Origin of the sequence: Canibacter zhoujuaniae, from assembly GCF_011752005.1 — a bacterium.
Classification (GTDB): domain Bacteria; phylum Actinomycetota; class Actinomycetes; order Actinomycetales; family Microbacteriaceae; genus Canibacter; species Canibacter zhoujuaniae.
In genome coordinates this window covers 51,958-66,450 of the sequence record NZ_JAAIJZ010000002.1, presented here as the reverse complement: position 1 = coordinate 66,450, position 14,493 = coordinate 51,958, and the positions used below count along the sequence as shown (strand labels likewise).

15 protein-coding genes and 1 tRNA gene are annotated in these 14,493 nt (G+C 57.9%); 6 read left to right on the top strand and 10 right to left on the bottom strand.

Annotated elements, in window-relative coordinates:
* Both HCR00_RS04195 and ubiE read right to left on the bottom strand, forming a co-directional pair.
* Window positions 1–1,071 (bottom strand): polyprenyl synthetase family protein, encoded by a 1,071-nt coding sequence (locus tag HCR00_RS04195; RefSeq protein ID WP_167143067.1) that lies wholly within the window; start codon window positions 1,069–1,071, stop codon window positions 1–3.
* Entirely contained in the window at window positions 1,071–1,790 is a 720-nt protein-coding gene (ubiE, locus tag HCR00_RS04190) for a bifunctional demethylmenaquinone methyltransferase/2-methoxy-6-polyprenyl-1,4-benzoquinol methylase UbiE (protein WP_166986163.1), read from the bottom strand. Before ubiE ends, HCR00_RS04195 begins: the two co-directional genes overlap by 1 nt.
* A gap of 58 nt (window positions 1,791–1,848) precedes the next feature.
* On the opposite strand from ubiE, the gene HCR00_RS04185 reads away from it, so the two are divergent.
* Window positions 1,849–3,096: an isochorismate synthase gene (locus tag HCR00_RS04185; RefSeq protein ID WP_243854545.1), complete on the top strand. Its 1,248-nt coding sequence runs from the start codon at window positions 1,849–1,851 to the stop codon at window positions 3,094–3,096.
* Here HCR00_RS04185 and menD read toward each other — a convergent pair.
* Window positions 3,089–4,876 (bottom strand): 2-succinyl-5-enolpyruvyl-6-hydroxy-3-cyclohexene-1-carboxylic-acid synthase, encoded by a 1,788-nt coding sequence (gene menD, locus HCR00_RS04180; protein ID WP_166986166.1) that lies wholly within the window; start codon window positions 4,874–4,876, stop codon window positions 3,089–3,091. The genes HCR00_RS04185 and menD overlap by 8 nt on opposite strands.
* Entirely contained in the window at window positions 4,876–5,286 is a 411-nt protein-coding gene (locus HCR00_RS04175) for a PLD nuclease N-terminal domain-containing protein (protein ID WP_166986169.1), read from the bottom strand. The genes menD and HCR00_RS04175 overlap by 1 nt, the downstream gene beginning before the upstream one ends.
* 64 nt (window positions 5,287–5,350) lie before the next feature.
* Between HCR00_RS04175 and HCR00_RS04170 the strand changes: the two genes are divergently transcribed.
* A complete protein-coding gene (locus HCR00_RS04170; RefSeq protein ID WP_166986172.1) occupies window positions 5,351–5,653 on the top strand; it encodes a DUF4229 domain-containing protein in 303 nt (100 codons plus the stop codon).
* Here HCR00_RS04170 and HCR00_RS04165 read toward each other — a convergent pair.
* The 3 genes from HCR00_RS04165 to HCR00_RS04155 are packed head-to-tail and all read right to left on the bottom strand — an operon-like array spanning window position 5,627 to window position 8,706.
* On the bottom strand, window positions 5,627–6,592 hold the full coding sequence (locus HCR00_RS04165) for a 1,4-dihydroxy-2-naphthoate polyprenyltransferase (protein ID WP_166986175.1): 966 nt from the start codon (window positions 6,590–6,592) through the stop codon (window positions 5,627–5,629). The genes HCR00_RS04170 and HCR00_RS04165 overlap by 27 nt on opposite strands.
* A 21-nt stretch (window positions 6,593–6,613) precedes the next feature.
* On the bottom strand, window positions 6,614–7,786 hold the full coding sequence (locus HCR00_RS04160) for an AMP-binding protein (RefSeq protein WP_166986178.1): 1,173 nt from the start codon (window positions 7,784–7,786) through the stop codon (window positions 6,614–6,616).
* An 8-nt stretch (window positions 7,787–7,794) separates the two neighbouring features.
* Window positions 7,795–8,706: a 1,4-dihydroxy-2-naphthoyl-CoA synthase gene (locus HCR00_RS04155; RefSeq protein ID WP_166986181.1), complete on the bottom strand. Its 912-nt coding sequence runs from the start codon at window positions 8,704–8,706 to the stop codon at window positions 7,795–7,797.
* Window positions 8,707–8,764: 58 nt separating this feature from the next.
* Between HCR00_RS04155 and HCR00_RS04150 the strand changes: the two genes are divergently transcribed.
* Both HCR00_RS04150 and HCR00_RS04145 read left to right on the top strand, forming a co-directional pair.
* Window positions 8,765–9,832 carry an o-succinylbenzoate synthase gene (locus HCR00_RS04150; RefSeq protein WP_166986184.1) on the top strand — a complete coding sequence of 356 codons (1,068 nt, stop codon included), beginning with the start codon at window positions 8,765–8,767 and terminating at the stop codon, window positions 9,830–9,832.
* Window positions 9,833–9,841: 9 nt separating this feature from the next.
* Window positions 9,842–10,249 (top strand): DUF4190 domain-containing protein, encoded by a 408-nt coding sequence (locus tag HCR00_RS04145; RefSeq protein ID WP_166986187.1) that lies wholly within the window; start codon window positions 9,842–9,844, stop codon window positions 10,247–10,249.
* Window positions 10,250–10,252: 3 nt separating this feature from the next.
* Here HCR00_RS04145 and HCR00_RS04140 read toward each other — a convergent pair whose 3' ends face one another.
* On the bottom strand, window positions 10,253–11,212 hold the full coding sequence (locus HCR00_RS04140) for a metallophosphoesterase family protein (RefSeq protein ID WP_166986190.1): 960 nt from the start codon (window positions 11,210–11,212) through the stop codon (window positions 10,253–10,255).
* Window positions 11,213–11,261: 49 nt separating this feature from the next.
* On the opposite strand from HCR00_RS04140, the gene HCR00_RS04135 reads away from it, so the two are divergent.
* Together HCR00_RS04135 and HCR00_RS04130 are read left to right on the top strand one after the other, a co-directional pair.
* Window positions 11,262–11,477, top strand: coding sequence for a heavy-metal-associated domain-containing protein (locus HCR00_RS04135; protein WP_166986193.1), 216 nt, complete (start codon window positions 11,262–11,264; stop codon window positions 11,475–11,477).
* A complete protein-coding gene (locus tag HCR00_RS04130; RefSeq protein WP_166986196.1) occupies window positions 11,458–13,581 on the top strand; it encodes a heavy metal translocating P-type ATPase in 2,124 nt (707 codons plus the stop codon). The genes HCR00_RS04135 and HCR00_RS04130 overlap by 20 nt, the downstream gene beginning before the upstream one ends.
* A 72-nt stretch (window positions 13,582–13,653) precedes the next feature.
* Here HCR00_RS04130 and HCR00_RS04125 read toward each other — a convergent pair.
* Together HCR00_RS04125 and HCR00_RS04120 are read right to left on the bottom strand one after the other, a co-directional pair.
* Window positions 13,654–13,727: transfer RNA gene (locus HCR00_RS04125), tRNA-Arg, on the bottom strand.
* A gap of 62 nt (window positions 13,728–13,789) precedes the next feature.
* Entirely contained in the window at window positions 13,790–14,485 is a 696-nt protein-coding gene (locus HCR00_RS04120) for a TrmH family RNA methyltransferase (RefSeq protein WP_166986198.1), read from the bottom strand.
* Window positions 14,486–14,493: the final 8 nt, after the last annotated feature.

The window sequence follows — 14,493 nt, the reverse complement described above, 5'->3', positions numbered from 1 at the left end:
TTAGCCCTCCCGGTTGACGATGGTTTGCGCCAGTTCGGTCAGCCCTGACTTCACAACCCCGTCGGGCAAAATATCCAGTGCGCTAATAGCCTGCGCCGCAATCTCCCGGGCTCGCTCTGCAGTTGCCTGCGTCACCGAGTGGGCATGCAGTTCTTCTACCACTGCGTCCATAACACCAGGGTCGGCACCCTCTGCAACAGCCTGCACGCCCGCATCGATACGCTGCAACAGGTCTGCTGCCTGCGCATCACTGCGCGCTTTGTCACGCAGCAGCAGGAGCGGCAGTGTCACAACTCCGGCGCGCAGGTCGGTGCCTGCCCGCTTGCCTGTATCCTGTTTTGCGGGCGAGAGATCGATAACATCGTCGATTAATTGGAACGCCAAACCGATCGCCTCACCGTATTCGGTGAGCGGGTCTAAATACTCGCGCGGCGCACCGGACACCAGGGCACCCATGCGTGCCGCACAAGCGATTAGTGCGCCGGTCTTATCGGCGAGCACCTGGAGGTAAAACTCAAGCTCGTTGTCACCCTCAGCTGGCCCCACTGTCTCATGCAGCTGGCCGAGGCAGAGACGCTCAAAGGTTGCAGCCTGAAGTTTAATTGCTTCCTCACCAAGATCGGTAACCAGGCTTGAAGCGCGCGCAAAGAGCAGATCACCGGCGAGAATCGCAACCGAGTTTGACCAGTTCAGATGCGCAGTTTTCACGCCTCGACGCAGCACCGCCGCATCCATCACGTCATCGTGATACAGGCTCGCTAAATGCGTTAGCTCAATGGCTTGCGCCACCTGCCGCACCCGGTCATCAGGCCCGTTTCCAAGCTCGCTCACAAGCACAGTTAAAAGCGGGCGGATCCTTTTGCCGCCGGCCTCGGCAAGATAGCGAGCAGCGGCATCTGCCACAGGAGATGAGAAGCGAGTTTGCTCTAACAAACCCTCTTCAATTTTGGCTAGTTCGCCCTCTAACTGCTTAATCTTGCGCTTGTGTTGCACATTGCGAAAGAGCCTGCCGGGCAGTGCTTGGGTTGCAGTTTCAACCGTAATTGCGCCGCTGTCTGATTTGCCAAGCATTATTCCTCGCCCTCCTCAAGCGGCACAAAACCGCGGTGCAGTGCAGCAATTCCGTAAGACAGGTTGCGGTATTTCACATTTTCAAGACCCGCCGCAGTGAGCAACTTTGCCAGCTCTTTTTGGTTTGGCCATGCCGCAATTGACTCATTCAGGTAGTCGTAAGCGGCGCGATCCTTCGTCACCGCACCCGCAATTACCGGGAGCACTTTTGCGGCATAGAAGCTGTAGGGTTTGCGCAGCGGTGCTACCGGAGTTGAGAACTCGCAGACAACAACACGACCACCGGGTTTTACAACACGACGCATCTCGGCAAGCGCCCGCGGCACATCGCTCACATTGCGCAACCCGAATGAAATAGTTGCCGCATCAAAGCTGTCGTCTGCAAACGGCAGCTGTGTGGCATCAGCGAATTCAAAGCTTACGAGCGGGTTGTTAGCGTGTTTTGCGCGACCGACAGCGAGCATGCCCTCTGAGAAGTCAGCTGCCACCACATGCGCACCGTGTTTTGCGAGCGCGACGCTGGAGGTTCCGGTGCCGGCGGCAAGATCGAGAATGCGCTCACCCTCTGCCGGCGCTACAGCTTTCACCAGAGCTAGCCGCCACAGGCGATCAATACCGAAAGTTAGCAGGTCGTTCGTTAGATCATAGCGGCTGGCGATCTTGTCAAACATTCCTGAAACGTCGGCGGCTTTTTTGGTTTCAATATCCGGTCTGCTCACTCCTCTATCGTAGCGGCGCAGACAGAGCAAATCCTAGGAAGCACAGTAAAATGAGCGGGTGAGCATCCCGATGCTAAAAGTTGTGAGCGAGTTTTGCGCCGATCCTGGCGAGCTGCTCGATTTTGCGCACCGCCAGAAGCCGCTCGTTTGGTTGCGCGGCAACCGGCAAGCGGTTGGAATTGGGGAGGCTTTAAGGCTCACCGCGAGCGGCCCGGCACGTTTCACTGTGTTGCGTGAGAAGTGGCAGGAAATCGCTGCCGCGGCAGCGGTGACAGACGAGGTGCATCTGCCGGGCAGTGGGTTAGTGGCTTTCGGGGCGTTTGCGTTTGCCGATGACAGCGCGGCGCAGTCGAGCCTTGTCGTGCCTGAAATCACGCTGCATCAGCATGATAATCAGTGGTTTGTGACACGCGTTACTGTTGCAAGCGCGCACTGTGCCACCGCACTGCCTGATTTTTCTGCTCGACCAACAACCCCCGCTGGTGAGTGGGATCCTGTCGCACTCAATCCACACCCTGATCTGGCTGCGCGCACCAGCTATCTCAAAAAAGCTCACCAGGTTTTAGAGACGCTCGCTGCAGGAGGCGCAGAGAAGGTTGTGCTCGCGCGCCAAATTAGTGCGCCGATCCACCCCAATGCTGATTTGCGAGTGCCGCTCCGGCGTTTAGCGCAGCGATTTCCCGACTGCTGGACCTTCGCGTTTGACGGGTTTTTGGGCGCCACCCCTGAAACACTCGCGCGCGTGGTGCGGGGTCGCATGTCTGCTTTGGTGCTGGCCGGCACCACACCGCGCGCCGCAGATAGCGCAGCAGACGCGCTCAGACGTCACCATCTTTTGGCCTCAGACTCACTCGCGCGCGAACATGAGTATGCCGCAGCGAGTGTTGTCGAGGCGGTTTCTGATCTTGTGACTAAGCTCCAGGTGACTGCGCCACAGGTTGTGCAGCTGCCGAATGTTTGGCATTTGGCAACAGCAATCTCAGCTCACACAACCGCCGATGTTTCTGCTCTCGATCTGACAGCGGCGATGCATCCGACCGCTGCGGTGGCGGGCACGCCAACATCGGCCGCGAAAAATGTGATCGCTGCGGTTGAAGGTTTTGATCGCAGATTCTATGCCGGCGCGATCGGCTGGCTGGATGCGAGCGGTGACGGTGAATGGGCCTTAGCCTTACGCTGCGCTGAAGTGCGCGATGGGGTTGTGACCGCTACCGCCGGCGGTGGGTTTGTCGCAGGTTCCGATCCGGTAAGAGAGCTCGACGAGACCGTCGCAAAATTTGCGCCGATCGTTGATGCTTTTAAATAGTTACTTCAATAATTTCTGGGTCTTGCACCTGCCGGGTCAGCACAGTATCGAGTTCGGAGCGCGTAGCTACCTTTTCGTACTTCCAGCCGTAAGCGGTAGCGAGCGACTCGATCACAACATTATGCGGGGTGCGCATAACACGGTCGTATGCCTGGGCAGATGCTGTTTTCTTCACCTCAAGCTGCTCGAAGATAGTGCCCCCGCAGTCGTTTAAAACGAATATTTGCAGCGCTGGTTGCGCCTCTCCCGGGGTTAGCGCGAGAGACCCGGCATCGTGCAACAGCGCCAAATCGCCGATTAAAAGCCGGGTTACTCCGGCAGACGCTGCGATTTCACCGTTTACTCGCGCTGCGACTCCAAACTGGGATGCGGTAGCAATGCCAAGCGCGGTCGCAACAGTGCCATCAATACCCGCAACGCCCCTGTTTGCGTGCACGGGCACGGGGCGTCCCGGCACCTGCCGGTCAGCAACACGCACGAGACGAGACGCCGCAAAAACCAGCCGATCGTGCGGCCAGCAGGCCTGCCAAACTCGCTCGACCAGCATTTCGCGGGTGACCGGTTCGCGCATTGCGGCAAGCTCCTGCCTGGCATACTGATTGCGTTCTTTGTAACCGGTTTCACGTGCGAGAGCTGTATCCGGCGCGTGCGCCGTAGTGCGGGATGTGAGCAGCTCACGGTCAGCGCGCACCCATGCTCGAAGCCACGCTCGGCCGCGGTCGCGGTTAAACCCATCTGGCAGCAAAATATCGGGAACAACCCGCACCCTGTTTTTAAGCTCCGCATCAGACACACCGGCCGGTAAATAAACAGGCAGACCGACACCTGCCGAGCTCGTTGCCACAGCATCCACTACCACCACTCGCACTGCCGGCTCGCTAAGCAGCGCCAGCACTTCCCGAGTGAGAGTCGGGTAACCGAATACCACCGCCTGGGCAATCGCGCCACGAGTTTCGGCATCAGCGAGCAGAGTTTGATAACAGTTGATCACATTCCTACCGAAACGTGCACCGGAAACAACCTCTGCCAATAACGGCAGCCCCGCACGGTGTGCAAAATCTTCGGCGGATCGGCCAGCGCCGGCACCTGCAATCACGACGGTGGGGAGGGAGTCATCTAACACAGCGGGAGAAGTCTCGACCAAGCCAAGCTCATACGCTTTTACCTGGGAGTTGGCGCCGCCCTCGTATGCTTGCTCCGGTGGCGACACAGATTCGGGAACGTCACCAGACCCGGAGAGCGGCTCGTTGAGCCGCAGATTTAGATGCACGGGCCCCGTTTTGCTCGCGGTGTGTAAGCGCCCAGCGAGTGAGTCAAAATAGGAGAGCTCAGGCACTGCCGCCGCCGCAATCTCAAGGTCTATTCCAAAACGGGCATATGCTCGGAAAATAGCCGCCTGTGACGCTGTTTGGTTGGCGCGAATACCGTGTAACTCAAGCGGCCGGTCTGCGCTTATCACAAGCAACGGAATACGTGCGTTTGCGGCCTCCATAACCGCAGGCATCAGGTTTGCAACTGCTGTGCCGCTGGTCGTCACAACCGCTGCAGCCCGCCCTGTTTCACGCGCTAGGCCGAGCGCGAAGAACCCCGCACTGCGCTCGTCCGTGCGCACATGCAGGAAGATACGCCCCGATTTTTCCAGCTCTGCAGCGGCAAGCGCCAAAGCCTGTGAGCGAGACCCGGGGGCGATAACAACGTCACTTAGACCGTATGCGAGAAGCGACTTCAAAAGCCGCTCAGCCGCAGCAGCAGCACCCGACAGCGGTAACGGCACTGTCATTAATTGTTTTCTTCCGGCTTGTCTCCGTCAGAATCATCCGTGGGTTTCGGGTCTTCACCCGGAAAGGTCTCATTATCGAGTTCACGCAACCGCTCTTCAAGCTCACGCAACCGCGCCTCGCTCGACTCATTGAGACGGGATAGCGCATCAGCCGCAGCAGCAGCGCCAGATGCCGCAGCGCCTGCGACCGTGCCACGAGAGCCGGCCGATCCGCCCACCTGACTGTCGCGCACCTTCCCGATGGTGAGCCAGAGAATACCACCGATAACAGGCAAGAACACCACTAACACAACCCACACAGGTTTAGAAACGCCACGCGTGCGCTGCGGCTCAGTCATTGCAGCATCAACCACCGCAAAAATCTGAAACGCCGCCGCAAGCACAACCGTGATTATCAAAGCTCTTGCCATAGCGTAATTTTATCGCACGGCACCTGTCAGCTAGCCGTCGGAGTGCATCGCTAAACTCGAAGATATGAGCGCAAAGAAAGCTTGGATTCTATACACCGTGTTGCGGCTGCTGTTTTTTGCGGTGCCGTTCACGCTAATTATGCTGTGGCTGCCAAATGTCTACGCAAACGGCCTCACCATTGGAGTGTTTTTTGCCGTTATCTGCGCAGCTATGATTTCTTTAGCGCTCTCGCTGCTGTTTTTGGGCAAACTGCGTGAACGTGCCGCGCAGGGGGTTGCCGAGTGGCGCACCTCAAGTCACACGCACGACAGCGATGTGGAAGACGCCGCCATCGACGAGCTAGAGCCCGAAACCCCACGCAATTAGAATCGCATAGGCGAGCGCTGCGATGCTTGTCAGCTGCAGCGCGAGAATCAGCTCACGCGCAGTTTTCGCGGTGAGCACAATCAAACACGTTGGCAGCACAATTAAGAGCACTAAGAAAGAAACCGAGATCCGCGGGAAAAACGGAGTGTGCACAGCAGAGACCAGAAACGGTGCGAGCGCGAAAAGCACAAACAGGATGCGGGCAGCGCGATCCCCAATAACTACCGCAAGTGTGCGCTTTCCCGCCTGTCGGTCGGTTGGAATATCGCGGATATTGTTGGCGATTAACACAGCGACAGCAAAGCACCCGATGGCGCCAGCCACCCACCAGATCTGCTGATTGGCGATATCAGACTGCAGATAGTAGGTGCCGGCGGTTGCAACAAGACCGAAGAAGATGAACACCATCACCTCGCCCAAGGCCATGTAACCGTAAGGGCGTTTGCCGCCCGTGTAAAACCAGGCTGCGATGATCGCGAGAACACCTATTACGAGAAACCACCAGCGCCCGGAGAGCACAACCGCAACAAGGCCTGCAAGCGCCGCGAGCGCAAAACATCCGAGCGCGACAGCAAGCACTTTTTTCGGGTTCACCAGCCCAGATGCGGTGAGTCGTGCGGGGCCGACGCGAAATTCATCAGTGCCGCGCACCCCGTCACTGTAGTCGTTCGCGTAGTTCACGCCGATCTGCAGCAGCACCGCAACGGCGAGCGCCAGAAGGGTTAGCGGCCAGGAAAATTCTTGCACCATCGATGCAATGCCGGCTCCGGCGATAACCGGCGCAAATGCGAGCGGCAGTGTGCGAAGCCTCGCTCCGTGCACCCAGTCGCCTATGGTTACGCTACTGTGGCCTGTGGTTTTCAGGTGTGCTGCGGTGGCGGCGCGTTTTGCGGGGTTACCTGAGACGCCCGGCCGATGCTGGTTTTTCTGCTTATTCACAAATCCACCTATTCTTTTTAGCTAACCGCTAATCCTGGCTGCCGCGAGCGCGGTTAGAGCCTGATAGTCAGGCTTGCCTCCGGCTAGTGTCGGCATGGTTTCAAGGCTTATAAATCTAGCCGGGGTTGCGGCTCTGCCGAGCTCTCTAACAAGCTCTGCGGTAACTTCTGATTCTTCTAATTTGCTGTTTTCAGTGTCATCGTTATTGCGGTGCACGACAACGAGCCGCTCACCCCAGTAGGCGTCAGGCACAGCAACCGCTGCCACGCTGCCATCCCCGTATAGTTTGGTTAGCACTGTTTCGACGCTGTCCAGTGAAACGTTAACGCCGCCGGAAATAAAGACACGATCCGCCCGCCCTGTGATCTGCAGCATGCCGCCGAGCAGCTCACCGGTATCACCCGTGCGATACCAGCGCACGCCTGTTTTTTCATCGGTAATAAACCGATCCTGCACAGAAATTCTGCCGTCTTCAGTGAGATAACCGAGCGCGAGATTAGCGCCGGCCAACTGCACCTCCCCATTGCGAATACGCACGCGCGAGTTGCCGATCTCAACCCCGTCGTAAACGCAACCGCCTGCTGTTTCAGTGGATCCGTATGTGCGCACAATGTTTACACCCAGATCGTAGGCGCGCTGTCGCAGTTGTAGCGAGGTCGGGCCGCCACCGACAAGAATCGCTGCGAATTCCTGCAGGGTTTGTAGTGCTGTCGCGTCGGTTTCGGCTAGGTCTAATAACCTGGCTAACTGCACCGGCACCACCGACATATAGCGCCGTGGGTGGGTCAGCTGTGCCGCCCGGGTAATAATCTCATTGGCGTCAGCGTTTAGGGCAAAGACAGGCTCAGTGCCGCTGATGTGGCTGCGCACCAACTGCCCAAGACCGCTCACCAGGTTGAGCGGCAGGGTGACAAGCCACTGCCCGTCGCCGCCAAGCTCTGCGAGGCTTGCGCGTGCGTTTTCAAGCAGAGCTGCAGCGCTTAAAGCAACTGTTTTTGGCTCGCCGGTCGATCCGGAGGTGCGAATCAACACAGCCGCTTCAGCTCGCACCTCATCGCTTATAACTGCTGCCTGCGAGAGCGGCTCTGTGCCCTGCGCGAGCGGCATGAGCAGTGTCTTACCCGCTAGCGCATCTGACAGAGCGGCGCACAACCAAGCGATATCCGAAGTTGGCACCTGCACGAATTGTTTCATGTCGCGCCCTAAAAGTGATAGGGGAAGGCCGACCAGTCGGGCGAGCGTTTCTCGAGGAAGCTGTCACGCCCCTCAACTGCCTCATCGGTGCCGTATGCCAGCCGGGTTGCCTCACCGGCGAACAGCTGCTGCCCGACAATGCCGTCGTCGACCGCGTTAAACGCGTATTTCAGCATGCGGATCGCGGTTGGCGACTTCCCGAGTATGGTGCGCGCCCATTTAATGCCCTCTTTTTCAAGCTCTTCGTGCGGCACGACACGGTTAACAACACCCATTTCATATGCGCGTTGCGCATCATATTCTTCGGCGAGGAAGAAGACTTCGCGCGCAAACTTCTGCCCGATTTGACGCGCAAAATATGCTGAACCGTAACCGGCATCAAAGGAGCCCACGTCTGCGTCGGTCTGCTTAAACTTCCCGTGCTCACGGCTTGCGATAGTGAGGTCGCACACCACGTTCAGCGAGTGCCCGCCGCCTGCCGCCCAGCCGGGCACCAACGCGATAACAACCTTCGGCATAAAGCGAATTAGCCGCTGCACTTCGAGGATGTGCAGCCGCCCTGCGCGGGCGGTGTCTATCCCCGCGGCGTTCTCGGTCGCCGCATATTTGTAGCCGTCTTTGCCGCGAATGCGCTGATCGCCGCCGGAGCAGAAAGCCCACCCGCCATCACGGGGGCTCGGGCCGTTACCGGTGAGCAGCACAACCCCGATTTTGGGGTTAACACGCGCTTTTTCAAGAGCGTCATACAGCTCATCAACTGTCTGTGGTCGGAAGGCATTGCGCACCTCTGGGCGGTTAAAGGCGATCCGTGAAATACGGCCATCACCACTCACGTGCGCTGTAATATCACTGTAGTTTTCAGCACCCGGCGCAAGCACCCACTCACTCGGGTCAAACAGTTCAGAAACCTTCTCACTCATGCTCACAAGTTTAGCCGCAGCCGCTTCGCACATTGGGTGGCGCGGTTAGACTTGCGGTATGGCTTTAGCCCCCTCTCCGACAGAGCATCTTCCTGACCCGCTGCCCTCGCTCGACGAGCTGCGCGAACGCGCCCGTGTCGTCTCTATTCCGCTTCGCGTCAAGTTTCGCGGGGTGCTGCAGCGTGAGGTGATGCTGTTTGCAGGGCCAAACGGGTGGGCCGAATGGGCTCCGTTTTTAGAATACGGCCCCGCTGAGTCTGCTCGTTGGTTGTGCGCCGCGCTGGCACAGGGTTGGGGGTCGCACCCTCCCCTGCTGCGGGATCGGATCGCGGTTAACGTCACAGTTCCTGCGGTCCCCGCACAGCGTGTGCCGGAAGTGCTCGCACGCTACGGCGATCTCGCTGCGCTGCAAAAGATAAAGGCTGTCAAGGTTAAAGTTGCAGAAACTGGGCAGTCGCTCGCGGCTGATACTGCGCGGATTGCGGCGGTTCGCCGCGCACTGGGTGAGAGTGTTCTGCTGCGTTTAGACGCTAATGCGGGCTGGTCTGTAAGCGATGCGCTCAACGCAGCACTGCGGCTGCAAGAATTCAATATCGACTATTTTGAACAACCCGTTGCGACACTAGCGGAACTGAAGCAACTGCGGCAGGAGTTTTCCAAGCACGAAATTCGCGCCCGCATTGCGGCAGATGAACTACTGCGTAAAGCACCCGATCCCTTCGATAAAAACTTGCAAGCCCGCCTGCGCGAAGCTGCTGATTTGGTAATCGTGAAGCAGGCACCGCTTGGCGGGGTGCGCCGCACGCTTGCAATCATCGAATCACTAAAGCTTCCCACGGTGGTTTCCAGCGGGCTCGAGACTGGGGTTGGGATAGCCGCAGGGCTCAAGCTCGCCGCCGCACTCCCCGACGCTCTGCTCGACGGCCCTTGTGGCTTAGCAACGGGCAGCTTGCTGCAGCGCGACATCCTCACCCAACCGCACAGCATTACAGCGGGAGAAATCGCCGTGCGTGCCCCCGCGGTAAGCGCAGCAGCTCTGCACGAAACTCGCGCAAGTGTTTCACGTGAAACATGGTGGCACTCGCGTCTGGCACAGAGTTATCAGGCGCTTCTAGCTGATGGTTAGGATATACACATGAACGAAAATCAGACTCCCCAGGATCAAACTCCCCAGGATCAGAACACCCCTGCTGCGCCGCAGTATTATCGGCAGCCGCAGCTTGCAGAGGCCCAGCCAGCACCGGATGCAGCGGTAACCAATCCGTCTCAGGGTTATGTGCAGGCTGGCTACGCTGCGCAGACGCCAGAAAACCCGATTAGCGCCCTAACTATCGTGGGCTTCATTATGGCTTTTGTGATGCCTCTTGTTGGCCTTATTCTCAGCATCATTGCACTAAAGGGTGCGAAGGCGCGCAATGAAGAAGGCAGCAGGCTTGCACTAGCCGGCATTATTATTGGCGCAGTCTTCACCGCTCTTACCCTGTTGTACATTATTTTTGTGATGGGCACAGTGGTCTGGTTCGGCAGCATCAACAACTTCTGATTGCTACGGCAATAGCTCGCGAATAATCTCACGATCAAACAACTCAGCGCCCGCGCCAGCAAACTTAATGGCTAGGGCGCTGTAGTCTCTATCCTCAGCGAAGCGAATCAGAGACACAAAACCATAGTCTCGCCCGCGCACTCGGCCCCGCCCAACCGTGGGATCCCCCTGATAGGCCACGGCGGGAGTGACCCACACCGGCACATCCGCGATGCTAGCAGCCTGTGTTATATGGTAGTGGCCGCAGAGAATAGCGTCTATCCGCGCTCCCGCGCTCTTAGCGCCGCGCAGGATATCGGCAAATTCTTGCTGACCGCGCAGCCCGATATTGCGCATTTCAATATACGGGTTAGCTACCGGCGGGTGGTGCAGGGTGATTACCGTGCGCTGCTGCAGCGCGCTACTGTCGGATCGGCCAAGCTCCGCGCTCAACCACTCCAACTGCGCATCAGTGAGATGCCCCTGCGCCACCCGGTAGCCGTGCGAGTTTAATGAAATTACCCGCAATTGCGCCGTCTCGAAAACAGAATCAGCCGGTTCGGGTCCGTAGCTGATGCGCGCCTCTCCAAGCGGCACTGTGCCACGGTGATCCCCCGGCGCACTAGCGGGTGTCACTCCGGCACTGCTCGGCGCAACACCAACAGTGCCTCCCGGCACGTAAACACTCTGCGTGAAGTCTGACTGCAGGTCGTGGTTGCCCGGGATGGTAATAATCGTGCGCCGATAGGTGTCAGCCATCTCCTGCAACAGCTCGTCTGCCGCAGGCCTAATTTCGTGAAAACGCTCAGCAATATCACCCGTGACCAGGAAAATTGCCGGCTCATGCGCCATTGCGGTGGCGAAGGCCTCGCGCGTGCGCCGCCAAGTATCGATCTGCTCAAACAGTAGCGTGCCCGGGGCGACCAGGTGCAGGTCGCTAAGGTGCGCAATCGTAAGCTCTGGCGGAGAGTATGGCGTGCTCATACCCTTAGCCTACTTGGGAATTTTCAGATTTCGAGAGTAGCGTTAAAGCATGAGCACGAAGAGCCTGAATTTCACCGTCACCGGCATGAGTTGCGCACACTGTGAAGCCGCTATTCGCTCTGAATTAGAGGAGCTCGACGGGGTTCACGCAGTCGCAGTTAGCGCCGCTAATGGCACTCTTACTGTGCAGGCTGATGCGGCTGTCACGGAGCAGGCGATCATCGCAGCCGTTGACGAGGCGGGGTATGCAGCGCACTCAGCATGAGTTACAAATCGGCGGCATGACCTGCGCCGCCTGCGCCGCACGCATTGAAAAGAAACTAAACCGCATCGCAGGTGTTGAAGCCACAGTTAACTATGCAACCGAACGCGCAAACATTAGCGCAGCTGCCGGTGTCACCGAGGCCGAGCTCATCGCGACTGTCGAAAAGACCGGATACACCGCAACAGAGGTTCGCCAAGATACAGAGCAGGCTGATCTTGCCGCCCTCAAAATCAGAGTAATTATCGCCGCCGCACTAACTATTCCGGTGGTTCTCATAGCGATGGTGCCGCCGCTGCAGTTTGACTACTGGGGCTGGGTTTCGCTCGCGCTCACACTTCCCGTTGTATTCTGGGCGGGCCTCCCGTTTCACATTGCGGCGTTCAAAAATGCGCGCCACGGCAGCGCCACAATGGACACGCTCATCTCCATCGGCACTTTGGCAGCAACCTTATGGTCAACGGCCGCGCTGCTCTTTGGGCACGCCGGTATGCCCGGCATGCGTCACACCTTCACGCTCTTCGGCGGACGATCCGACCCGCTCTCCGACATCTATTTTGAGGTTGCGGCCGGAGTAATCACATTTGTGCTGCTTGGGCGCTACTTTGAAAAACGGGCAAAGAGTCAGGCGGGCTCTGCGCTATATGCACTGTTGGATCTCGGCGCGAAACAGGTCACAGTGCTGCGCGACGGCGCCGAACAGCTACTGCCCATTAGTGAGCTGGTGGTCGGTGACGAGTTTGTCGTGCGACCCGGAGAGAAGATTGCAACAGACGGGGTTGTACTTGCTGGCGCGTCAGCTGTTGATGAGTCAATGCTCACCGGCGAGTCGGTTCCTGCAGAGGTCTCTGACAGCAGCACGGTGACAGGTGGCACGCTAAACACCTCCGGTAGGCTCGTTGTGCGCGCTACTCAGGTTGGATCAGCCACCAAGCTGGCACAGATGACAAGGCTTGTGACCGAAGCGCAGGCGGGTAAGGCTCAGGTGCAAAAACTTGCGGATCGAGTCGCCAGTGTTTTTGTGCCGGTTGTGCTCGGGCTTGCCGTGCTGACGCTCGCATCTTGGGTGCTGTTCTCAGGCGACTGGACTCGCGCTCTTGCGGCAGCCATTTCCGTTTTGATTATCGCCTGCCCGTGTGCGCTCGGGCTTGCCACTCCGACCGCTCTGCTTGCGGGCACCGGCCGTGGCGCTGAGCTTGGAATCTTAATTCGTGGCGCGCAGGTGCTGGAAACCAGCGCCAATATAGACACCATTGTGCTAGACAAAACCGGCACAGTCACAACAGGGAATATGGCGGTTACAGCGGTGACTCCGGTGGGAGAGTTTCCTGCGGATCGCGCACTAAGCTTCGCAGCGGCGCTGGAGTCTGCGTCTGAGCACCCTGTCGCACGGGCGATTGTTGTCTACGCTAAAGAGAGAGATGCGTATGATCCCGACCTTGAGGTGACAGATTTTAGGAACGAACCTGGAGTGGGGGTTTCCGGAGAAATTTCTGGAGTGCGCGTTAAAGTTGGGCGACCGGGCGTTACCGTCTACCTAGACGGCACACCGGTTGCCAGCATCGAGGTGAGCGATCAAATAAAACCCGAAAGCGCCCAGGCCGTTAGTGAGCTGCACAAACTTGGTTTTAAAACTGTGCTGCTGTCAGGCGACAAGCGTGAAACAAGCGAGGCTGTTGCTGCAGCAACAGGTATTCAAAATGTGGTCGCTGAGGTGCTGCCCGCAGAAAAAGTCGCCACGGTGAAGCGTTTGCAAAACGCCGGGCAGCGGGTTGCAATGATCGGTGACGGAGTTAACGATGCGCCGGCACTCGCAACCGCAAATCTCGGAATCGCAATGGGAACGGGCACCGACGCCGCGATAAACGCCGCAGATATCACACTGATGCGCGCAGATCTGCCAACAGCTGTTACTGCGTTGCGCCTGTCCCAGCGCACACTGAAAACAATTAAAACGAACCTGTTTTGGGCCTTTGCTTACAACACAGCAGCAATCCCGCTAGCTGCGTTCGGGCTTCTGAACCCGATGTTGGCTGGCGCCGCAATGGCGCTCTCATCAGTGTTTGTTGTGAGCAACAGTCTGCGACTGCGCCGCTTTAACGGCTAGCAACAGACACCGTCTGACACATTTCTGCTTTTGAGAAATAAAAAATCCCAGGAGAACCTGGGATTTTATCTGCGCGCCCTAAGGGATTCGAACCCCTGGCCTTCTGATCCGTAGTCAGACGCTCTATCCAGCTGAGCTAAGGGCGCACGTTGAAATCATCAACTCGTACAACTATACACTAATTAGACGGGTGCGCAAATTTATTGCCTTAAACACGCCCCGGCAACTGCGGTGAGTGCTGATTTACCCAGCTAAACATTGACACCGCTGCTGCTGCGGATGCGTTAATTGACCGTGTCGAGCCGTACTGCGTAATTTCTACAACAGTCTCTGACACACCGATAGCTTCTGCGGTCAGCCCCGGCCCCTCCTGACCGAAAAGCATCACACAGCGTTTGGGCCACGCAAATGTCTCCATAGGCACGCAGCCCGGCACATTATCGATAGCGATGATCGGAAGATTTTCAGCAGCAGCCCAGTCGGCTAAAGCGGCGATAGATTCGTGGTGCTGCACGTGCTGGTAGCGGTCTGTGACCATCGCACCGCGCTTATTCCAGCGACGGCGCCCAACAATATGCACAGTATCGGCCCCGAAAGCGTTCGCGCTGCGCACGATAGAGCCAATGTTCATATCGTGCTGCCAGTTTTCAATCGCGACATGAAAGCTGTGACGAAACTGGTCTAAGTCTGCCTTAATCGCTTCAAGCTTCCAATAGCGGTAGCGATCGATAACATTCCGGCTATCCCCATGCTCTAAAAGCTCGGGGTCATAGAACTCTTCCGTCGGCCAGTTCTCACGCCCGCCAGGCCACGGGCCCACACCAAAAGTTGAGGCTTCAGGGTGTGGGCCGGCGGCAGCGAGGATTGCGCTATCAGTGCCCAGCGCTGCAGTCTGCTCAGTCATACCTTCAA